We start from the raw sequence: 21,657 nt of genomic DNA, 5'->3' as shown, positions 1-21,657 counted from the left end.
TAAACATTTAAGATAGCTATTGCCTGTTACTGCAATAGCCAGAGTCTATTGTTACTCAGGTACAATCCACTCAACTAATGTATGTCCAGTACCTTCTGGCACCAGTGTTTTATGTAACCACGGCAGGACATTTTTCATCTGCTGCTCAAGTTTCCAAGGCGGGTTAATCACAATCATGCCCGATGCGGTCATTCCGCGCTGGTCACTATCAGGGCGCACGGCTAATTCAATTTGCAGAATTTTACGGATCCCCGTTGCTTCTAATTGATGAACCATACGCTTAATTTGCTGGCGTAGTACCACTGGGTACCAAATCGCATAAGTGCCAGTTGCGAAACGTTTATAACCTTCCATAACGGCTTTTACGACGGCTTCGTAATCTGATTTCATCTCATAAGGTGGGTCCATCAGCATAAAACCACGACGACTTTGAGGTGGTAATTTTGATTTTAATTGTTGGTAACCATCTTCACGAGCCACTTGCGCGCGGCTGTCACGAGAAAACTCAGTACGCAGTAATGGGTAATCACTAGAGTGTAACTCGGTTAAAACCAGTTTATCGTCTTCACGCAGTAAATATTTCGCTAATAATGGCGAACCCGGATAATAACGTAAGCGCCCATTTTCGTTTAAACGACGCACAATGTTCATATACGGGAGAAGTTCCTCAGGTAAATCTGGTTGCTCCCAAATACGTGCAATCCCTTCGAGATACTCCCCTGTTTTTTCTGCATGTTCGCTGGTTAATTGGTAGCGACCCGCACCGGAATGCGTATCCAGATACAGAAATGGTTTCTCTTTTTCTTTAAGAGATTCAATAATCAGACTTTGCACCGTATGTTTGAGAACATCCGCATGGTTGCCTGCGTGAAAGCTGTGACGATAACTTAACATGTCGCGTTTATTTCCTGAGGAATTCAGCGGTCACCATTGTGAACGCTGTTAAATAGAGTCTGTAAAGAAGGTCTGTTGAATGAAAAATAGACCGAATAATTTCTTTCGCGCCATTATAGCTAAAATTTGATGGGATTGTCATAGTGACAAAACATGACAAAATTACACATGACCTTTCTTTGCCGAAAAGTTATCCTAAGCAAAATTTAAAACCATAACAAGGAAAACTAATGAAACGAGTATTCATAATATCCTCCATTTTAACCTTATTTTTAGTGAATAACTCTGCAATGGCTGGAAATTCATCACAGGGTTGTGAAATTAAAAAACAGAAGATTGAAACTCAGCTCAAATATGCGAAAGAGCATGGTAATACATATCGCATCAATGGGCTTGAACGTGCTCTCGACAATGTGACTCGCTACTGCACATCCGATTCACTCTATCGTGATAGCCAGGAGAAAATCGCTGAGAAACAAGAAAAAGTCGCTGAACGCGAAGCTGAGTTACAAGAATCTATCCAAAAAGGTGATCCTGAAAAAATCGCTAAACATAAGCGTAAAGTGGCTGAAGCCAAAGCTGAATTGAAAGAAGCCCAAGATCTTGCGGATATCTACAAAGACACGCTTTAATAGAAAAATAAATATAATCAAATAGTTATATTTATTTTTCACCTCACCCCATGCCTAATTTAGGATAAATAACGGCATGGGGTGAAATTACCAACAAACATAGGCTATAGTATAAAATAATATAGAATGGTGAATTATAAGCATATTTTGATTAAGCAGTGAAAAGGGGAACGCATGTCAGACATGCAAGATGAGCAACAAAAAGAGACCAACAAATTAAAATCCACTCTAAACAAAAGCCTAGATGGTAGTAAAAAAGCCCTAACGTTCTCAATGAGAGTGGTCGATTTTGTTTGTGCAATTCCATTTATTGCGCATTTAATCCGCACTGCCCAACGTTTTACCGATAGAATGGGCAATCAGTTTGGTGCCGCAATTACCTATTTCTCGTTTTTATCCCTGATCCCTGTACTGATGTTTAGCTTCGCTGCGGCGGGTTTCGTGTTAGCCAGTAATCCTGAATTACTTGAGAAGCTCATTCGTGGTATTTCCGCAAATATCACTGATCCAACATTAGCCAATACGCTTGAGCAAACTATCGACACAGCAATCCGCCAGCGTACCACCGTGGGATTAACTGGTTTAGCCTTAGCCGTTTACTCTGGGGTTAACTGGGTAAATAACTTACGTTTGGCGATTTTGGCACAATCTCGAACAGTATGGGAGCGTAACGAAGCAGAACAAGAAAATATCATTTTCCGTTATGTTCGTGACTTTTTTGCCCTCATTGGCTTACTTATTGCGCTTATTGTCACCATTACCCTAACGTCTGTCGCAGGTTCTGCGCAAGCGACGATTGTTAGTACGCTTGGATTAGACAGCATCGAGTGGCTTAAGCCCGTTTGGACACTGATTGGCTTAGCGATCTCCATCACCGCCAACTTCTTATTATTTTTGTGGATTTTCTGGATATTACCGCGCATGCAACACCGACGCCGTTCACTATTAAAAGGAACGTTGCTAGCTGCAATTGGTTTTGAAATTATCAAATCGATTATGACGTGGATTTTACCTACCTTAGCATCATCACCATCAGGAGCAGCTTTCGGTTCGGTGCTGGGATTAATGGCATTTTTCTATTTCTTTGCCCGATTAACGTTATTTTGTGCAGCTTGGATTGCCACCGATGAGCCAAAAGGCACAACCCAAGACGTACTCATGCCTTAACGTCAACAAAGGGGAATGAGCTGTTCACCATTCCCCTAACTCTCTCACACCATCTCTTTCACCAACGTTTCTATTAAATCTTTTGCGCTCATTTCACGCACTTTCGCCACATTTTGCCCTGCCCAATGAGCCGCATAATCATCACTACCAGACTGGGTTGCTGCTGCATTAAGCTGCTTACCAACATCATAAGCTATGGGGTAATCGGGTAATTTACTCACATCATACTGCTGCCCTGTCTGCATAAACTCATTAAAAATGCCACGGGCAGGTCGACCGGATATTGCAGCCGTTAAATGGGTATTATCTATGGTTTGACTCTTTAATTTACGACGATATCCATCGTTTGCCGCAGATTCAGGACACAACAAAAATGCAGTGCCTAATTGAGCCGCAGATGCGCCATGATTAAGTGCTTGTTTAATATCAGCACCATCCATAATTCCCCCTGTTGCAATAATTGGTAACTGGGTATGCTTGGCTAACAATGCCACCAGCTGATTAGTCGTGAGTTCCTCATCTTTGGCTTGTACATCAAACATACCACGATGCCCGCCCGCCTCAATTCCTTGAGCAACAATGGCATCAATACCTGCATCTTCGATTAATCGCGCTTCCTGCAAATTGGTCGCCGTCGCCATCGTGAAAATACCTTTTTCTTTCAAGGCGTTGATAATTTCACGAGACGGTACATTAAAATGAAAGCTCACTACCGCGGGTTGCATTTCTAAGAAGAGCTGTAGCATCGCAGGGTTATCCAAGAATGAAAGATAGATTTCATTCAATTGTTCCGGAGATTGGCGATTAAATTGTTGAAATTTTGGCTGTAAATGTGTCAGCCAAGCCTGCTCATTTTGACTATTACGCTGTGGTGTCGCATGGCAAAACACATTTACATTGAAGGGCTTATCCGTTAACGCTTGAGTCGCCGCTATCAATGTTCGAGCTTGCTCTACCGAACACGCACCTAAAGCAAGGGAGCCTAATCCGCCCGCGTCACAAACAGCAGCAACCAAAGCAGGCGTAGAAACCACTGCCATCGGTGCTTGAATAATCGGATAACGTAAGTTGAGGCGATGCAGCAATACATTCGAGTTATTCATACTTTCCCTTACCTTTTTATGCTTACGCGACAGATGAATGACATGTTAATAAATTGCATATAATATGTATCTTTATCATTCTATCCCAATATTTTCCCAATGAACCTAACTGTTTATCGGAATGTGATAGCGACCGCATTTCTCATGACTATCATAAAATTAGCGTATTAAACGCATTTTAAGCGTTTCTGTTATCGCCATAACATCACTAAGATACAGAGAGTCCATCCCTAAGGAAGCCGTCCATGCAAATCTCTCTGTTAGAAAATTTACCTTGTGGTGTTGTGGTGTATGTCCGTAATCACTCCCAAGACTGCGTTGGAACATTTTGCGCACGTGGAAGCGATCTTTCTGGAGAACCGTTAACAGTCGATACGCCTTTGCGTATTGCCAGTAATACGAAGCCGTTTACCGCTGCGGCGATTCTACGTCTCGCTGAGATGGGAAAATTGTTCGTTGATGATAGCATTTCTCACTATATCTCCCCCAAATACAATCAATTGCTCACGCCTAAATATGATACTGATGCTATTACTATCCGCCACTTACTCAGCCACAGTAGCGGATTATTAGATCATGCCAATGAAGAGTACCTCAAAGAGGTATTAAAGCGCCCAGACTATCAATGGACGCGAACAGAGCAAATTGAGTTATATGTTCAGCAAGATCATCCGTTTTTTCCGCCTTCTGAAATGTTTATCTACTCTGATACAGGCTATATTTTGCTTGGAAATATTATTGAACGCATAACAGGACAAACATTGGGAGAAGCCGTTCGAGAATTACTAAAATTTAATGTAATTGGCTTACAGTCCGCCTATTGGGAAACGTTTGAATACCCAAGCACAACTGTACCACGCGCGAAACAATACTTAGGTAAGCTCGATTGCTCCGATATGGATCCTTCCATGGATGTTTATGGCGGCGGAGGTTTAGTCATGTCATCAAAACAAATGGCGCAGTTCTTTGAAGCTTTGTTCTGCGGGAAAATATTTGATAAACCAGACACATTGAAAACCATGTTAAGTACAGGAGACCATGAAGGAGCAAGTCATTATCGACTTGGGATTATGGCAAAAGAAATCAATGGGATGATGCTATATTCTCATTTAGGTTTTTGGGGTTCAGTCGCTTACTACTCACCGGCAACTCAAACAAGCATCGCGGGGTTTGTTGATCATCGAGATTCGCGAAATGTTTTGATTCAAGTGGTTGAATCCCTCTTAACCTCAGCGTAAAAAAAAGCCCTCATAGAGGGCTTCTTGATGAAGATAATGTATTAGCGAGTCAGTGGTGCAGGTATTGGTAGTGCCGGTGCAGGCTCTCCATCTTGCGGCTCTGCGACTGCTGAAGCTTCTGGAGCAGGTTCCACAATCACTGGTGGAGCAGGCCATAACACTTGCGTGAATTTTTGGCGAATCTGCTCTGCATCCATGATCTGTTTTTCTTTTGGCTGAGCTAAAACAATTGCGGCTTCTTGAGATAATAAACGACGAGCTTCCATGTTGACTTGCTCAAGATTTTGGCTGCCTAAAAATGCTTGTCTGAGCAATTGATACTGCTCAGGTGCAATATCCACCACTCCATTTTGCTGAGAAATCAAACGTTGGCTAATCAACACGTCGGTACTGGTACGTGCATACGCAGCAAACAACTGTGACAATTGCACTTGTTTCTCTTTCATCATGTCGTTGAATAGCTCTGGGTCGATACCATTTTGGTTGATTGCCGCCAACTCATTTAAAACCACATCCGAAACAGCTGCCATTTTTTCTGGTGGCGCTGAAATCGCTAATGTGCAGCTTGCTTTTTGATATTGAACACGGCAATCCAGACCTGGCGTTCCACCATCGTCAACAAATTTCTGCTTAAAGGTTTTCTGTAATGAGCGGTAAATAGCTTCACGCGCCAGATCACTTCCCCAATAACGTAACAGTACATTGGAGTCTTTAATCGGTAACCAATCGATATCCCAAATCAGAGAAAGCGTATCTTGTGTTGCTTTATCTTGCAGAATATTAATAGATTGCGGCTTGACTGATGATAATACGGCAACTGAAACTGGTTCAGAACGTCTACCTTCTAGTGATGAAAACGCTTGAGTGATGCTATCAGATAACATACGCGCATCGACATGCCCAGCCACATACAGTGTCATGACATCGGGTGTATACCATTTTTGATAAAACGAGTTCACACTCGCTAAATCTACTTTACCGTTTGGCTTCTGCCCTGGATCGTAGCCTAACATCGCTGAACCATTAAGGCGTGCACGCCACACAGGATCATTCGCATTGACAGGTAGTGTTGCCACTGGGACATTCGGTACGTTTAACCCACTTTGTAATGAGTTTTCAGTGTACTGCGCTCCAGCTACTGATGTTGCAAGCCAACTTAACGCCTGTTTGATAAGATCAGGACGGTTGTTTGGCAAACTTAAACTGTAGATTGTGTAGTCGTAAGAGACAACGGCTGGAGGTAACGGCATATCAGGATCAGTCGCCTGACGCCAAAAACTTTGTAATGTAGCAGCAGGAAAAGCGTCAGACTGATGAAGTAGCGCCATCCGAGGGATCAGATAGCTGTACCCTTTTTCACTGGCTTTCTCAGATAATGAACCTGTTTTAATGGCTAACCGAAGTTGAATTCGGTCATTTGGACGCTGTGGTGTTTGTAATAACTGCCAATTAAAGCCATTCTCGAGCTTTCCTTGCTGCCATGCTGGATCGGGTTGTAAAGGTTCAGCACTTGCAAAACCAGTGACTGATAAAAGTACCACTCCGATGATATATCGCACTTTCAAACCCTGCATGTAGACCCCTATGTTCTTTATATCCTTGTATTTAACCGTAAACAGCAACAGATGAATTAACGAAAAACGCTAATTGACTCGGTTAAGCGATATAATTTGGCTTCATCAAAAATTTGATTATCACTATACCCGAAAAAAACATCGTTGCATGTTATTGAGATCATTGGACTGCACTCACTACACTAAGTCGCTACGTTGATCACTAAAATACATCTTGAACACCGCCATCTCGAATGCGGATGTTTTGTATTTTTGAACACTATAAATAGCGAGAGCCGCCTGAATCTTGTCGCTAACAATATGATAGGTATGTGTAATGATATTAGACCACAAACCTTATAACATGTTCATGGCTTAATCTGAATTTTGTCGTTTTATTTGACGATTATAACCTTTCGCCAATAACCCTATCTCATCATCTTGATGATATTGAGAAACCTCTAGGTGATCGACCTGTTGATTTGCTTGCAATTCGCCCGCAATTTTACGTAGTGGGCGTACAATCATGCGGCTCACACACCATGTCATCGCAATAGCAATGATCAGCGCTAACAGTAAATAAGTTGTTATTAACAGTGCAAATGTGTTGAGAGCAAAACGGTATACCCGATTAGAATCCACTTGTAGTGTCAAATAACCTTGAGGTTTTGCTTGTGGGGCCATGGTGCCATAGGCATACAAAGGCACAGTCATTTCCACAGGAATACCGATAAGAGGCAAAGACCATTCAGGGATCGGCTTTGGCGTGGCGAAGCTGAGATTCATCACCGTCGCATTATCTACCGTCACAATCGCCTTCCCCATAATTCCTGAGGTTTTCAGGCTGACAAGAAGCCTTTTGACTTCATTTAAATCAGAACTGAGTAGCGAGTCCGTTAATGGTTTTTGGACTTGAACTACAGCATTACTTAATTGATTTAAATAGTCTTGTTTGCGCTGTTCTAACAGGTAAGTAAATTGAATGGACAAAAAAAGTGCAAGAAAAAGCAACGTAATCACAAAGAATACGATCATGCTCTTAAACGTGAGTGAACGTTGGACACGAGTGTTCATTTCCCACAACCTTCCTAATCAAGCTGCTTTTTAAAGAAAAAAATCGGACGAACAGTATACTTGATTTTCCGTATAAAAGAGCATCTTTAAAAAAGAAAGATCACATATTTAGGATAAGCTCCAAATTAACCGCTAAAGTGAGTATAAACAGGATGAGGAAACGGCAGAAAGTCTGTTTTCTGCCGTCTAAAGTCGTTAATTCACGACCACTGCTTGTTTTTCGTCTTCTTCGACAGCAAAACACGCCACTAATTGCTCTCGATAATTTTTCAACGCAGGCTGAGATTGGGTACATGGACCGAACGCTCGTCGACAACGCGCTGCAAATGCACACCCTGGAGGTGGATTAAGCGGGCTGGGTAGTTCCCCCGTTAATTTGATTCGCTCACGGCGTTGGTCTGGATTCAAACGTGGTGTCGCAGATAACAGCGCTTGAGTATAAGGATGTTGAGGATTATTAAAAATCTGCTCTTTCGTCCCTTTTTCTACACAACGCCCCAAATACATCACCATCACTTCGTCCGCAATGTGTTCTACGACTGACAGATCATGGGAGATGAAAACGTAGGAAAGCCCCAATTCTTGCTGCAAATCCATCATGAGGTTCAAAACTTGAGCACGCACAGAAACGTCCAATGCCGAAACGGGTTCATCCGCCACAACCACATCAGGATCTAACATCAAGCCACGAGCAATCGCGATACGCTGACGTTGCCCGCCCGAAAACATATGTGGATAGCGACTATAATGTTCGGTTTTTAGCCCCACTTTAGCCATCATCGATAACACTTTTTCTTTACGCTGTTCTTTAGACAAGGAAGTGTTAATCAATAAGGGCTCTTCCAAAATTTGCCCCACTTTTTTACGTGGGTTCAATGAGCCATAGGGGTTTTGAAAGACGATTTGAATTTTTTGACGACGTAACTTCTCCGCCGATTTATCTTTGATCAGCAAGTTTTGGTCGCGATAATACAGCTCACCCTCGGAAGGCTGCTCAATCATCGTGAGTAAGCGACCAAGTGTGGATTTACCACAGCCTGACTCCCCAACCACCGCCAATGTTTTTCCCTTTTCTAACTCAAAAGAGACGCCATCAAGTGCTTTCAGGGTTTTCTCCTTTGAGAAAACGCCCCCTTTCACTGAATAGTATTTTTTCAAATCTACCGCTTTTAATAACGGCATTCCTTTGGAATGTTGTTCACTCATAGCGTTGGTCTCCCCATATCATCCAGTGGCATATGACATTTCACCTGACGGTCGCCAATGGTCTGCAATGCAGGCTCTTCTTGGCGGCAACGATCCGTCGCGTACGGGCAACGAGGATTGAGCAGACACCCTTCAGGGCGATCATATTTACCAGGTACGACACCCGGCAATGACGCCAAACGAGATTTATTACTGGCAAACTCAGGCAACGCACGCAATAGCGCTTGTGTGTAGGGGTGTCTTGGATGTTTAAAAATATCCTTCGCTTTTGCCGACTCCACCACTTGCCCTGCATACATCACGATAATGTGATGTGCTGCTTCTGAGACTAAAGCTAAGTCATGGGTGATCAACACTAACGCCATATTTTCTTGTTGTTGTAATTCCAATAATAGCTCGATGATCTGAGCTTGAATCGTCACGTCTAGGGCCGTGGTTGGTTCATCTGCAATCAACAACTTAGGACGACAAGCAATTGCCATCGCAATCATAATTCGTTGGCTCATCCCTCCAGATAATTGATGAGGATAAACGTCAAGACGAGAATGCGGATCGGGAATTCCCACCATATTTAAGAGATCAACGGCGCGCTGTTTACGCGTGCTTCTACTGCCACCTTGATGGACTTTCAGCGCTTCCATAATCTGGTAGCCAACGGTAAAGCAAGGGTTCAGACTGGTCATCGGATCTTGGAAAATCATGGCCACATCTGCACCGACAATTTGACGACGTTCTTTTTCTGGTATGGACAGGAGATCACGCCCATCAAACTGCAGTGATTGCGCCATCACTTTTCCGGGGTAATCAATTAACCCCATAATCGCAAGAGAACTAACCGATTTACCGGAACCAGACTCACCCACAATTCCTACCACTTGTCCTTTCTCAACTTGATAGCTGATGCGGTCAACGGCGCGAAATGGGGTCTCTTCGTCACCAAAGTGAACAGAGAGTTGTTCTACATTTAACAATGCCATTAGATTACCTCATCACTGCTTGAGTTTTGGATCAAAGGCGTCACGCAAACCATCACCCATCAGGTTAAACGCTAATACCGTTAATAAAATTGCTAATCCAGGGAACGTAACAACCCACCATGCGCTTTGTGCAAACTGCAACACGTCAGACAACATCGTTCCCCATTCTGGTGTTGGCGGCTGAGCACCCATTCCCAGAAAACCCAGTGCAGCCATATCTAGAATGGCATTTGAAAATCCTAACGACGCCTGCACAATCAGCGGTGCTAAACAGTTAGGTAAAATATTAACGAACATTTGACGGAATGCACCTGCTCCAGCAACTCTAGAAGCAGTCACATAGTCTCGGTTAACCTCTACTAACACCGCGGCTCGCGTCAAACGAATGTAGTGCGGTAATGCGACAAAGGTTAACGCTATCGAGGCATTGACAATGGAAGGACCAAAAATTGCGACTAGAACTAATGCTAATAATAAACTTGGCAGCGCTAACATGATGTCGACCACACGCATAATCAGCGCATCAACCACACCACCAAAATAACCCGCAATCACCCCAATCGTTACGCCCATTATCAGGGATAACACAACGACTAAACAGCCGACTAACAAAGAAAGTCTTGCGCCATACATCAGTCGGGATAAGAGATCACGCCCCACGTCATCCGTCCCAAGGATAAACTCCCATGAACCTCCGTCTTCCCATACTGGCGGAGTCAACAACGCCTGACGGAACTGCTCATCTGGAGCATGAGGGGCTAATACGCCAGCAAAAATAGCGATTAATACCATCAAAATAATGTAGAACATACCTACGACAGCGCCTTTATTGCGCTTAAAGTAATGCCAAAATTCTTGTAAGGGTGTCATCGGCTTCGGGGCGCTGACAGCTTTAGACTCAGTTGTTTGAGACATTCTTGCGCTCCTTATTTTTTATGACGAATACGAGGATTAACAATGCCATACAGCACATCAACCACTAAGTTAACGAAGATAATCAAGGTGGCGACGAGTAATACACCCCCTTGAACGACGGGGTAATCTCGACGTTGTAATCCTTCAATTAACCAACGACCTAATCCTGGCCATGAGAATATCGTTTCGGTCAAAATAGCCCCTGCAAGCATTACCCCCACCTGCAAACCGATCACCGTCACTACCGGCAGCAACGCATTACGCAGCGCGTGAATTAAAATCACACGTGCACGGCTGACACCTTTTGCGCGCGCAGTACGAATATAATCTTCCCCTAATACTTCCAACATGGCAGAACGCGTCATGCGCACAATCACGGCTAGCGGGATAGTTCCAAGGACAATAGAAGGTAAAATCAAATGTTCAACCGCATCTTTGAAGTCACCAGCTTCCCCCCAAATGAGGGTATCAATTAACATGAATCCAGTGAGTGGATTAGAGTCATCAAGGAAGACCGTGTCGCTAACCCTTCCGGCGACAGGCGTCAGATCCCACTGGACCGAAACCAGCATGATCAACATGATCCCCCACCAGAAAATTGGCATTGAGTAGCCTGTTAATGAAACACCGATCGCTGTGTGATCGAAAATAGAACCACGCTTAACCGCAGCTAACACCCCAACAGGGATCCCCACAGAAACAGCGAAAATCATTGCACACGTCGCCAATTCTACCGTGGCTAGGAAGCGAGGTAAAAATTCCTCCCAAACGCCAATGCGGCTTTTTAAGGAGATCCCTAAATCACCGTGCAGTACACCGTTCAGATAATGGAGATATTGTTTCCAAAGTGGCTGGTCGAGTCCTAATTCAGCCATTAAATAGGCGTGTCTTTCTGGAGATAATCCTCGTTCGCCCGCCATAATCATGACTGGGTCACCTGGGATCATATGAACGAAAGCAAATGTAAGTAGCGTGATACCGATAAAGGTGGGGATCACGAGCCCGAATCGTCGGAGGATAAATTGCAGCATATCCTGAGTCTCTTTAATAATGCCGTCGACGGCTCTTAGTCCGCTTGGCTGGTCAGAAAAAACAACGTTTTCATCTGCTCACAAATAACTAAATTTATCTGTTTCTTCTGAATGTCAGAGGAGAAAACGCCCTCCGCTGCAAAGAGGCAACGAAGGGCATTTACAGATTAAAAACAATTACTTATCAATGTCTACGTTTTCGAAGTGGTGTTTACCTAATGGATCAACCACGTAACCTTTCACTTCTTTACGCACAGGCTCAAATACCGTGGAGTGAGCGATGATCAGCGCTGGTGCTTGCTCGTTCATCACCACTTGAGCTTGTTTGTATAGCTCAACACGTTTGTTGTGATCGGATGTCATACGTGCAGGTTGAATCACGTCTTCAAAGCTTTGATCACACCATTTAGAGTAGTTTGAACCCTGTTTTTTCGCTGCGCAGCTGAACAATGTCGCGAAGAAGTTATCAGGGTCACCATTGTCCCCAGTCCAACCCATCATTACAGTTTGTGGCTCGCCGCTCTTAGCTCGTTTCAGGTATTCACCCCACTCGTAGCTAACAACTTTCGATTTAACGCCAATTTTCGCCCAGTCAGCTTGGATCATTTCTGCCATTCTGCGCGCATTTGGGTTATATGGACGTTGTACTGGCATCGCCCACAGATCGATTTCAAACCCTTCAGGGAAGCCCGCTTCCGCCAGCAGTTTTTTCGCTTTTTCTGGGTTGTATTCGGTATCTTTAATCGCGTCGTTATAACCCCACATTGTTGGTGGAATTAAGTTTTTCGCTTTTTGACCCGCGCCCTGATAAACCGCTTGGATGATGGCGTCTTTATTTACAGCCATCGATAGCGCTTGGCGAACTTTTTGGTTATCCAGTGGTTTTTTCTCAACGTTATAAGAAAGGTAACCTACGTTCAGACCTGGCTGCTCCATTAACGTAATTTCTTTATCTGCTTTCATGCGTTCTAAGTCTGCCGGATTTGGATACGGCATAACTTGGCACTCATTTTTTTGCAGTTTTGCATAACGCACTGATGCATCAGGAGTGATAGAGAATACTAAGCGATCAATCTTCGGTACATTGCCCCAGTAGTCTTTGTTCGCTTTGTACAGAATACGAGAATCTTTCTGGTACTGTTGCAGCTCAAAAGGACCTGTTCCGATTGGGTTTAAATCAACTTTCTCAGGCGTTTTCGCCTTCAACATTTGATCAGCATATTCCGCAGATAAAATGGAAGCGAAGTCCATTGCCATATCAGCTAAGAATGGTGCTTCAGGACGAGTTAGTGTGATGCGAACGGTGTTGTCATCGACTTTCTCAACTTTGTCGATGATCTTATCCATGTCCATCCCCATGAAGTACTCATAGCTACCGCCAGAAACTTTGTGATATGGGTGATTTGGATCTTTCTGGCGCATGAATGTGTAAATAACATCATCCGCATTCAAGTCACGGCTTGGCTTGAAATCTTTATTTGAATGCCACTTCACGCCTTTGCGCAGATGGAAGGTGTACACTTTGCCATCGTCACTCACTTCCCAACTCTCTGCTAAACCAGGCTCAATTTCAGTGGTGCCCAATTTAAATTCAACTAAGCGGTTATACAGAGGAATAGAACTCGCATCATAAGTTGTCCCAGAGGTAAACAACTGCGGGTTAAACCCTTCAGGTGAACCTTCAGAACAATAAACCAGTGTTTTAGCCTGTACTGAGGCAGACACAGCCAAAGCAGCTAATGTTAAGCCTACAGTTAATAAACCTGTCTTTTTCATCGAGAGCGTCATTGGTAATGCTCCTGTGGTGTATGTTGTTTTATCGAATACTGAAATCCGCCTTGAACAAGACAGATGTCGTATCTGTATTTTTTTGTTATTCACTGTGCAATTAATCAACTGGAATACATTTCGTCAATAGCATTATTCTCTGTAACAATTTGGCTTAAATGACACATTTCGGATTATTTTGGTGTAAATATAGCCTGATATGTTACGAAAATGTTTATTAACCAGCGGTTATAACCACAGAAACATTACTGGATAGATTTTTATAAGGACGTTAATTATTTGTATATTTGTGATTAAGTGCTGAATTACTGAGCGGAAATGGTGGGCAATACAAAAAACTGCAACATAAAACGCTAAATAGAATTTGTATAAAACTATTTGATAGCTGATTGTTTTGCATGTTTTTTATACTAAAAATAATTATTAGCGAATTTATATATCATATTCCTATTTTCACGAGATCACGGGTGAAAATACCAATCGCATAATGAAAGTGTGCTTTGAAGTGAATTTGAATTGAAGATATGGACTGAAAAAACATCGTCTTATTTGTGTTCAAAGAACAACAGAAGAAAGAAAAGAAAAATGAAGGGAACTATAAACGAAAAAACCCACCTCTATGAGGTGGGTTTTGGAATTTGGTCGGCGAGAGAGGATTCGAACCTCCGACCCACTGGTCCCAAACCAGTTGCGCTACCAAGCTGCGCTACTCGCCGAAAACGGTGTGAATAATACTGCCAAGAATGGGGATCGTCAACCCTATTTTTAGTGAAAACCGTTCGTATGCTGATAAAACCATCAAAATGGTATGGTTTCTTAATTTTAAGCCTATTTTAGGACAAAAAAATAAGCGCTAAAAATATTTAGCGCTTATTTATCCCAATCACTGGGAAGGCAATATTTATTCAATCATTTTTTTAATCAAAAATAACTGACTAAAAATCAACCTATTGCAACAGAGAGATATCTGCTACTTTTAAGAATAACTCGCGAAGCTGGCTTAACAGGGTTAAACGGTTAATACGTACCGCAGGATCTTCATCCATTACCATGACGTTCGCAAAGAATTCATCAACCACTTCACGTAAAGAGGCTAACTCAACCAATGCTTCTTGGTAGTTACGTTCAGCAAACATTGGCGCTAACTTGTCTTGCAGTACCACAACGTGAGTTGCTAACTTCACTTCTTCTGGGGTTTTCAGTACAGAAGCTAACACGCTATCGGCGAGTTTTTCTTCTGACTTGCTCAGAATATTAGAAACACGTTTATTGGCGGCTGCCAGCGTTTGTGCTTCTTCTAAAGAGCGGAAGTGAGTCACTGCTTTAACACGAGCATCAAAGTCAGCAGGCTGAGTTGGGCGACGAGCTAATACCGCTTGGATGGTATCGATGCTGTAGCCTAGTTCTTGGTACCAAGAACGGAAGCGACCCAGCATGAACTCAACCACATCTTCCACGACATTTTTGTTAGTTAGTTTATCGCCATACAGACGCACAGCTTCTTGGGTCATTTCCACAAGATCAAGCTGATAGCCTTTTTCAACGATAATACGTAACACACCTAATGCCGCACGGCGCAGAGCGAATGGGTCTTTATCCCCTTTCGGATGCTGGCCGATACCGAAAATACCTGCGAGGGTATCCATTTTTTCTGCTAATGCTAATGCCGCAGAAACATCGGTAGATGGCAGTTCATCCCCCGCAAAACGCGGTTGATATTGTTCTTTCAGTGCAAGAGCAACATCTTCTGACTCACCGTCATGGCGAGCATAGTGCATTCCCATGACACCTTGAGTGTCTGTGAATTCAAAGACCATGTTGGTCATTAAGTCACATTTTGCCAGTAAACCAGCACGAGTTGCATGATTAACATCTGCACCGATTTTACTTGCAATCCAACCCGCTAACGCTTCTAAACGGTCAGTTTTATCACGCAGGGTTCCCAGCTGTTGCTGGAACAGTACAGTTTCTAAACGTGGTAAATTATCTTCTAGACGCTGTTTACGGTCGGTTTTGAAGAAAAACTCCGCATCCGCTAAACGCGGGCGAACAACTTTTTCGTTACCGGAAATAATTTGCTGAGGATCTGATGACTCAATATTTGCCACAAAGATAAAGTTTGGCATTAACTTGCCAGCATCATCATAGACAGGGAAATATTTTTGGTCGCCCTTCATGGTGTACACCAATGCTTCAGCAGGAACTTCTAAGAATTTATCTTCGAATTTTGCTGTTAGTACCACTGGCCATTCAACCAAAGAGGTGACTTCTTCAACTAAGCTGTCTGTGAGATCTGCTTTACCGCCTAACGCTTTAGCTGCTTTTTCTGCGTTCGCAATAATTATCGCTTTACGCTCAGCGTAATCCGCAATCACTTTACCACGTGTGCGTAAAATTTCTGGGTATTGCTCCGCGTTATCAATGGTGAATTCAGCTTCCCCCATAAAGCGGTGACCACGAATAATACGGTCGCTCTTAATACCAAGAATCTCACCGTTAACGACATCACTACCCAACAGTAACGTGACCGTATGAACAGGACGCACAAACTGAGTGTCTTTATCTGCCCAACGCATTAATTTAGGGATAGGTAATTTCGCCAGAGATCGGCTTACCATATCAATCAGTAATTCACTGACAGGCTGCCCTTTCATTTGAGCACGATAAAGTAACCATTCACCCTTATCGGTTGTTAAGCGTTCCGCTTGGTCGACTGTAATACCGCAACCACGTGCCCAACCTTCAGCTGCTTTTGTTGGTTTACCTTCCGCATCAAACGCTTGCGAAATCGCTGGACCACGTTTTTCAACTTCACGATCTGGCTGAGCTGCGGCTAAGCTTTCTACTTTCAACGCTAAACGGCGAGGTGCAGCGAACCAATTCACCGCACCGTGAGTAATATCTGCACTATCTAATTCAGCCGTAAAGTTGGCTGCGAATGATTCTGCAAGAGAACGAAGAGCCTTCGGCGGTAACTCTTCTGTACCGATTTCCACAAGGAAAGTCTGTTGAGTCATGACAGCCTCTTAGTTCTTATGACACATAGGGAAACCCAGCGCTTCACGAGAAGCATAATAAGCTTCTGCGACCCCTTTAGTCAGGGTGCGAATGCGTAAAATATAACGCTGGCGTTCGGTTACTGAAATTGCTTTACGGGCATCCAGTAAGTTAAAGGTGTGAGCCGCTTTCAAAATACGCTCGTAGGCCGGCAGTGGCAGTGGCGTTTCTAAAGCGAGCAGGTATTGAGCTTCTTTCTCATACTCTTCAAAGCATTTGAATAAAAACTCAACATTTGCATGCTCAAAGTTATAAGTAGATTGTTCAACTTCGTTTTGATGATAAATATCACCATAAGTGGTCTTGCCTAGAGGGCCATCACACCAAACCAAATCGTACACGCTATCAACGCCTTGAATATACATCGCAAGACGCTCAAGACCGTAAGTGATCTCACCGGTAACCGGTTTACACTCCAAGCCACCTACTTGTTGGAAATAAGTGAACTGAGTCACCTCCATTCCATTTAACCACACTTCCCAGCCCAAGCCCCAAGCACCTAATGTTGGGTTTTCCCAGTTATCTTCAACGAAGCGGATATCATGGACTGTAGGGTCAATACCCAGCTCTTTTAATGAGCCTAGGTACAACTCTTGGATATTGTCAGGTGAAGGTTTGATAATCACCTGAAACTGGTAATAGTGTTGTAAACGGTTTGGGTTCTCACCGTAGCGACCATCGGTTGGTCGACGAGATGGCTGAACATAAGCTGCTGCGATAGGTTCTGGACCTAAAGCGCGCAAACACGTCATTGGGTGTGAAGTACCAGCGCCGACTTCCATGTCCAGTGGTTGAACAATGGTACAGCCTTGGCGCGCCCAGTAGTCCTGTAATGTCAGGATAAGACCTTGGAAGGTTTTGGTATCAAACTTTTGCATGTTAGATCCGCACGCGATACGTGAAATTTAAGAAAGTGACCAGTATACCCTTTGACCGCCAGATATACAGCAATGAATACATATGTAATCATTCTAAAAAGAAAAAAAATTAATTTCACCCCTTTAAAACTGTATTTTTATACAGTATAAAGATTCTATTCTTGCTCACAAGCTGAACATAATTAGAAAAAGGATGAAAAATGGAAACATTGCCCACTCGCTGCCATTGGGTTAACCAAGACCCTGAATATATTGCCTACCACGATAATGAATGGGGGAAACCCACCAAAGATAATCACCAATTATTTGAAATGATCTGCCTTGAAGGGCAACAAGCGGGGCTGTCTTGGTATACCATTTTGAAAAAACGCCAAGGTTATCGAGAACTATTCCATCAATTTGATCCCGAAAAAATTGCCTTAATGAATGAAACCGATGTAGACAGATTGATGCAAGACGCTCGCATTATCCGTAACCGATTAAAAATCAATGCGATTATTTCCAATGCTAAAGCTTATCTATCCATGAAAAACCACGGTGAGGATTTTTCGACGTTTATTTGGGCGTTTGTTAATCATCAACCTAAAGTCAATAACTGGACTGAATCATCCCAAGTTCCTGCGGAAACAGAACTGTCTAAAACGCTCTCTAACGCACTAAAAAAGCAAGGTTTCAAATTTGTTGGTTCGGTGACTTGCTACGCCTTTATGCAAGCCACTGGTATGGTTAATGATCATTTAGTAAGTTGTTGCCAATATAAATAAATCAGAGTTTATCCATAATAATCGAATAAATTGCAATTCAAATAAACTACATTTAACACACAAGTTAATTCAAAAAACCAATTTATTAGTAATATTTGATATTTTATACGAAAAATAACTGCAACTATGCTATTGAACTCCAGATGGTAGCGCGGTATGTTTGAAATTCCATTAACAAACTCATCAATAGACGTGAAAAAACACAATGAATTTCTCTAAATTTGGTAATAAATTTGCTAAGAATTCAGGTATTTCAGAATTAATGAAAGACTTGAATGAAGGCATTCGAACCCCCGGCGCTATTATGCTGGGTGGTGGGAATCCTGCTCATATCCCCGAAATGGACAAATACTTTCAGGATCTCCTTGCAGAGATGTGTGCAAATGGTCAATTAACCGACACATTATGCAATTATGATGGTCCTCAAGGCAAAGATGCCATGTTGAAAGCGCTAGCAGCAACTCTAAAAGCGAAACTAGGCTGGGATATCAGTGCACGAAATATTGCGCTAACAAACGGTAGCCAAAGTGCGTTTTTCTATCTATTTAACTTACTTGCTGGTCGCTTTGAAGATGGTATCTCCCGTAAAGTTCTATTCCCTATCGCACCAGAGTATGTCGGGTATGCAGATTCAGGACTGGATGAAGATCTTTTTGTTGCTAACAAGCCACAAATTGAGTTCTTACCGGATGGACAATTTAAGTATCATGTTGATTTTAATACACTAGAGATCACGAAAGACATTGGGGTTATTTGTGTATCACGTCCAACCAACCCAACAGGAAACGTGATTACAGATGAAGAAGTTCTGCACCTTGATCAATTGGCGAAGCAGCACAACATTCCATTACTGATTGATAATGCCTATGGCGTTCCTTTCCCCGGTATTATTTTTAGTGAAGCCACTCCATTTTGGAATGAAAACATTATTCTGTGCATGAGCCTGTCAAAACTGGGTCTACCGGGCACACGTTGCGGCATCATCATTGGTAGTGAGGATTTAATTGATGCTATCAGCAATATGAATGGCATCATTAGCCTTGCCCCTGGAGGTATTGGTCCAAGCATCGCACTTGAAATGCTACAGCGTGATGATTTATTTAAACTATCTCAAAATATTGTTGGTCCATTTTATAAACAGCGTGTTGAAGAAGTTATTAAAATCATTCGCCGCTACATTCCTGAAGATAGATGCCTCATCCATAAGCCTGAAGGCGCTATTTTCTTATGGCTCTGGTTTAAAGATATGCCAATTAGCGGTTTGGAACTTTACCGTCGTTTAAAAAAACGTGGTGTGTTGATGGTTCCTGGGCACTATTTCTTCCCAGGGCTTGAAGAGGATTGGCAACATGCACATGAATGTATGCGAATGAATTATGTACCTGAGCCAGAAAAAATTGAGCAAGGCATTCAAATCCTCGCTCAAGAGTTAGAAAAAGCCTATCAAGAATCTGAACACTAGGTCTAATTAATAGATTAAAAAAAGCCCTTTCCATCAAGGAAAGGGCCAAAATTAGCGAGAACTCCATAATTGAAATCGAATATATTTGTTCATGACAAATGTTATTCGCGGTTATTAAACCACTTTTCTGATATCAGTTATGGCGAGAACAAGCCCCAATTACACCCTTATATAGACGGATACTTTTTCTCCACATCCCATTTTCCCATTCAACCATCGTCATAACGCCCAAAATAAAATGGCTAATAACTGCGGTGAAATAATGCGTAAAAACATTGCTAATGGGTAAACCGTTGCATAGGAAAGCGCCGCAGCTCCACTCGTTGGGTGAATATTATTGGCAAAGGCTAATGCAGGAGGATCTGTCATTGAACCTGCGAGTACTCCACATAAACTTAGATAATTCATTTTACCGAAGATACGAGCAACTAGACCCGTGATGAACAACGGGATAAATGTAATTAATATCCCATAACCAATCCACCTGAGCCCATCACCTTGAATAAGAGTTTCGATAAAACTGCCACCTGAATTTAATCCTACCACGGCAAGGAACATCACGATCCCCAGTTCTCGTAATGCTAAGTTTGCACTTGGTGGCATAAACCAATACAACCGCCCAATAGTACCTATTCGACCAAGAATCAAAGCCACAACCAATGGTCCCCCTGCCAAACCTAATTTCAATGCAGCAGGAAAGCCCGGAACAAAAATTGGTAACGAGCCTAAAACAACACCTAAGCCAATCCCAATAAACACAGGTAACATTTGAACTTGTTGTAATTTTTGTTTCGCATTACCCAGTAAAGCCGTTACCGCTTCAATCGACTCTGGGCGCCCAACAATATTCAGAATATCACCGAATTGCAGCACTGAATTATTGTTCGCCATCAGGTCAATACCCGTTCGATTCAAACGCGTCACGACCACATCGTACTTTTGCTTCAGATTCAACTCTTTTAGTCGCTTACTTAGCACTGCATCATTAGTGACCACGACTCGGACTGAGTGTAATACGGAGCTAGATGTTGATAATGATGCGTCTACCTCTTCCCCTAAAATTAAACGAACTTTATTTAAGTCCTCTTTCTGCCCAACCACATGCAGTAAGTCACCAAGATGGATTTCCGTTGTTGGTTGAGGCACAACAAGCATTTCACCACGCTTGAGCCGCGAGCAAACAATTTCTTCATTACCTAGCATAGGAATATCTTGAATCATCAAACCATCAAGATTGCTATTACGTACCGCAATGTTCATGGTTTGCAATAAGTCTCTATGCTGAACATTTGTGCTATTAAACTCTGATGCTTCTTTTTCTACTGAAATGCGGAAAATAATTCGCACTAGCCACATCACTAAAAGAATACCGCAAATACCCATAGGGTAAGCCATGGCATATCCCATTCCCATCTGACCGATCAAACTAGGATCAGAACCTAAATCAGAAAGGATTTGCTGCCCCGCACCTAGGGAAGGTGTATTCGTTACAGCACCAGAAAAGATACCTAAAATAATCGGTAAAGGAATATCGGCAATTTTATAGATAATAGCGGTAACGACTGCACCTAAAATAACCACCATCAACGCAAAGCCGTTAAGTTTTAAGCCTGAAACGCGCAAAGAGGAGAAGAAGCCGGGTCCCACTTGTATCCCGATGGTATAAACAAACAGGATAAGACCAAACTCTTGAATAAAATGCAGCATATCATTATTGAGAGACAAGCCATAACTGCGTGCAAAATGCCCAACGATGATCCCACCGAAGAGAACGCCACCTATCCCTAAACCCACATTGCGGATTTTCCAATTACCTATCCATAAGCCTAATGCGGCAGCTAAGGCTAATAAACTGACTGTAAGCGCTAATTCACTCATAGACCGCTATCCTTTTGACGACAGTAACCAAAATATGGGA

17 protein-coding genes and 1 tRNA gene are annotated in these 21,657 nt (G+C 42.8%); 5 read left to right on the top strand and 13 right to left on the bottom strand.

Annotated elements, in window-relative coordinates; genetic code table 11:
- Positions 1–51: 51 nt before the first annotated feature.
- Positions 52–894 (bottom strand): 23S rRNA (adenine(2030)-N(6))-methyltransferase RlmJ, encoded by an 843-nt coding sequence (locus PR795_RS09590; protein ID WP_006663048.1) that lies wholly within the window; start codon positions 892–894, stop codon positions 52–54.
- Positions 895–1,124: 230 nt separating this feature from the next.
- Between PR795_RS09590 and PR795_RS09585 the strand changes: the two genes are divergently transcribed.
- Positions 1,125–1,526, top strand: coding sequence for a DUF1090 domain-containing protein (locus PR795_RS09585; protein WP_006663049.1), 402 nt, complete (start codon positions 1,125–1,127; stop codon positions 1,524–1,526).
- Between the two features lie 174 nt (positions 1,527–1,700).
- On the top strand, positions 1,701–2,693 hold the full coding sequence (gene yhjD, locus PR795_RS09580) for an inner membrane protein YhjD (protein WP_006663050.1): 993 nt from the start codon (positions 1,701–1,703) through the stop codon (positions 2,691–2,693).
- Positions 2,694–2,737: 44 nt separating this feature from the next.
- Here yhjD and PR795_RS09575 read toward each other — a convergent pair whose 3' ends face one another.
- On the bottom strand, positions 2,738–3,796 hold the full coding sequence (locus tag PR795_RS09575; protein ID WP_181480501.1) for an NAD(P)H-dependent flavin oxidoreductase: 1,059 nt from the start codon (positions 3,794–3,796) through the stop codon (positions 2,738–2,740).
- Between the two features lie 245 nt (positions 3,797–4,041).
- On the opposite strand from PR795_RS09575, the gene PR795_RS09570 reads away from it, so the two are divergent.
- Positions 4,042–5,034 (top strand): serine hydrolase domain-containing protein, encoded by a 993-nt coding sequence (locus PR795_RS09570; protein WP_272516820.1) that lies wholly within the window; start codon positions 4,042–4,044, stop codon positions 5,032–5,034.
- Positions 5,035–5,075: 41 nt separating this feature from the next.
- Here the strand turns inward: PR795_RS09570 and PR795_RS09565 are convergent, their stop codons facing one another.
- From PR795_RS09565 to glyQ, 10 genes are all read right to left on the bottom strand, one after another.
- Positions 5,076–6,608, bottom strand: coding sequence for an insulinase family protein (locus PR795_RS09565; protein WP_272516819.1), 1,533 nt, complete (start codon positions 6,606–6,608; stop codon positions 5,076–5,078).
- A gap of 354 nt (positions 6,609–6,962) precedes the next feature.
- The gene (locus PR795_RS09560; protein WP_006663054.1) at positions 6,963–7,661 is read right to left on the bottom strand and encodes a HAMP domain-containing protein; all 699 of its coding nucleotides are present in this window, start codon (positions 7,659–7,661) and stop codon (positions 6,963–6,965) included.
- A 195-nt stretch (positions 7,662–7,856) separates the two neighbouring features.
- Entirely contained in the window at positions 7,857–8,867 is a 1,011-nt protein-coding gene (gene dppF / locus PR795_RS09555; protein ID WP_006663055.1) for a dipeptide ABC transporter ATP-binding subunit DppF, read from the bottom strand.
- The gene (dppD, locus tag PR795_RS09550) at positions 8,864–9,844 is read right to left on the bottom strand and encodes a dipeptide ABC transporter ATP-binding protein (RefSeq protein ID WP_006659583.1); all 981 of its coding nucleotides are present in this window, start codon (positions 9,842–9,844) and stop codon (positions 8,864–8,866) included. Before dppD ends, dppF begins: the two co-directional genes overlap by 4 nt.
- 12 nt (positions 9,845–9,856) lie before the next feature.
- Entirely contained in the window at positions 9,857–10,759 is a 903-nt protein-coding gene (gene dppC, locus PR795_RS09545; RefSeq protein WP_006659584.1) for a dipeptide ABC transporter permease DppC, read from the bottom strand.
- A gap of 11 nt (positions 10,760–10,770) precedes the next feature.
- Entirely contained in the window at positions 10,771–11,790 is a 1,020-nt protein-coding gene (gene dppB / locus PR795_RS09540; protein ID WP_006659585.1) for a dipeptide ABC transporter permease DppB, read from the bottom strand.
- A 177-nt stretch (positions 11,791–11,967) separates the two neighbouring features.
- Positions 11,968–13,578 carry a dipeptide ABC transporter periplasmic-binding protein DppA gene (gene dppA, locus PR795_RS09535; RefSeq protein WP_036959677.1) on the bottom strand — a complete coding sequence of 537 codons (1,611 nt, stop codon included), beginning with the start codon at positions 13,576–13,578 and terminating at the stop codon, positions 11,968–11,970.
- Positions 13,579–14,217: 639 nt separating this feature from the next.
- Positions 14,218–14,294, bottom strand: a tRNA-Pro gene (locus PR795_RS09530).
- 231 nt (positions 14,295–14,525) lie between these two features.
- Positions 14,526–16,595: a glycine--tRNA ligase subunit beta gene (gene glyS, locus PR795_RS09525; RefSeq protein WP_006663057.1), complete on the bottom strand. Its 2,070-nt coding sequence runs from the start codon at positions 16,593–16,595 to the stop codon at positions 14,526–14,528.
- A 9-nt stretch (positions 16,596–16,604) separates the two neighbouring features.
- Positions 16,605–17,513, bottom strand: coding sequence for a glycine--tRNA ligase subunit alpha (gene glyQ / locus PR795_RS09520; RefSeq protein ID WP_006659589.1), 909 nt, complete (start codon positions 17,511–17,513; stop codon positions 16,605–16,607).
- Between the two features lie 200 nt (positions 17,514–17,713).
- On the opposite strand from glyQ, the gene PR795_RS09515 reads away from it, so the two are divergent.
- Positions 17,714–18,277 carry a DNA-3-methyladenine glycosylase I gene (locus PR795_RS09515; RefSeq protein ID WP_006663058.1) on the top strand — a complete coding sequence of 188 codons (564 nt, stop codon included), beginning with the start codon at positions 17,714–17,716 and terminating at the stop codon, positions 18,275–18,277.
- A 205-nt stretch (positions 18,278–18,482) separates the two neighbouring features.
- Positions 18,483–19,739, top strand: a complete 1,257-nt coding sequence (locus PR795_RS09510; RefSeq protein WP_181480499.1) for a valine--pyruvate transaminase — start codon at positions 18,483–18,485, stop codon at positions 19,737–19,739.
- 219 nt (positions 19,740–19,958) lie between these two features.
- On the opposite strand, the gene PR795_RS09505 is transcribed toward PR795_RS09510, so the two are convergent.
- Positions 19,959–21,617 (bottom strand): putative transporter, encoded by a 1,659-nt coding sequence (locus PR795_RS09505; protein WP_006659592.1) that lies wholly within the window; start codon positions 21,615–21,617, stop codon positions 19,959–19,961.
- Positions 21,618–21,657 lie beyond the last annotated feature (40 nt).

The organism is Providencia sp. PROV209 (genome assembly GCF_028479485.1).
Classification (GTDB): domain Bacteria; phylum Pseudomonadota; class Gammaproteobacteria; order Enterobacterales; family Enterobacteriaceae; genus Providencia; species Providencia alcalifaciens.
Note: the sequence above shows the minus strand (reverse complement) of the source record. Positions and strands in the feature narration are given on the sequence as shown.

Excerpts from the sequence above, each read along its gene's own strand:
- PR795_RS09590 (WP_006663048.1), bottom strand. The coding sequence starts at position 894 with ATGTTAAGTTATCGTCACAGCTTTCACGCAGGCAACCATGCGGATGTT.
- glyS (WP_006663057.1), bottom strand. The coding sequence starts at position 16,595 with ATGACTCAACAGACTTTCCTTGTGGAAATCGGTACAGAAGAGTTACCG.
- PR795_RS09575 (WP_181480501.1), bottom strand. The coding sequence starts at position 3,796 with ATGAATAACTCGAATGTATTGCTGCATCGCCTCAACTTACGTTATCCG.
- PR795_RS09510 (WP_181480499.1), top strand. The coding sequence starts at position 18,483 with ATGAATTTCTCTAAATTTGGTAATAAATTTGCTAAGAATTCAGGTATT.
- glyQ (WP_006659589.1), bottom strand. The coding sequence starts at position 17,513 with ATGCAAAAGTTTGATACCAAAACCTTCCAAGGTCTTATCCTGACATTA.
- dppD (WP_006659583.1), bottom strand. The coding sequence starts at position 9,844 with ATGGCATTGTTAAATGTAGAACAACTCTCTGTTCACTTTGGTGACGAA.
- PR795_RS09570 (WP_272516820.1), top strand. The coding sequence starts at position 4,042 with ATGCAAATCTCTCTGTTAGAAAATTTACCTTGTGGTGTTGTGGTGTAT.
- PR795_RS09515 (WP_006663058.1), top strand. The coding sequence starts at position 17,714 with ATGGAAACATTGCCCACTCGCTGCCATTGGGTTAACCAAGACCCTGAA.
- PR795_RS09505 (WP_006659592.1), bottom strand. The coding sequence starts at position 21,617 with ATGAGTGAATTAGCGCTTACAGTCAGTTTATTAGCCTTAGCTGCCGCA.
- dppC (WP_006659584.1), bottom strand. The coding sequence starts at position 10,759 with ATGTCTCAAACAACTGAGTCTAAAGCTGTCAGCGCCCCGAAGCCGATG.
- PR795_RS09585 (WP_006663049.1), top strand. The coding sequence starts at position 1,125 with ATGAAACGAGTATTCATAATATCCTCCATTTTAACCTTATTTTTAGTG.
- PR795_RS09560 (WP_006663054.1), bottom strand. The coding sequence starts at position 7,661 with ATGAACACTCGTGTCCAACGTTCACTCACGTTTAAGAGCATGATCGTA.
- dppA (WP_036959677.1), bottom strand. The coding sequence starts at position 13,578 with ATGACGCTCTCGATGAAAAAGACAGGTTTATTAACTGTAGGCTTAACA.
- dppF (WP_006663055.1), bottom strand. The coding sequence starts at position 8,867 with ATGAGTGAACAACATTCCAAAGGAATGCCGTTATTAAAAGCGGTAGAT.
- dppB (WP_006659585.1), bottom strand. The coding sequence starts at position 11,790 with ATGCTGCAATTTATCCTCCGACGATTCGGGCTCGTGATCCCCACCTTT.
- PR795_RS09565 (WP_272516819.1), bottom strand. The coding sequence starts at position 6,608 with ATGCAGGGTTTGAAAGTGCGATATATCATCGGAGTGGTACTTTTATCA.
- yhjD (WP_006663050.1), top strand. The coding sequence starts at position 1,701 with ATGTCAGACATGCAAGATGAGCAACAAAAAGAGACCAACAAATTAAAA.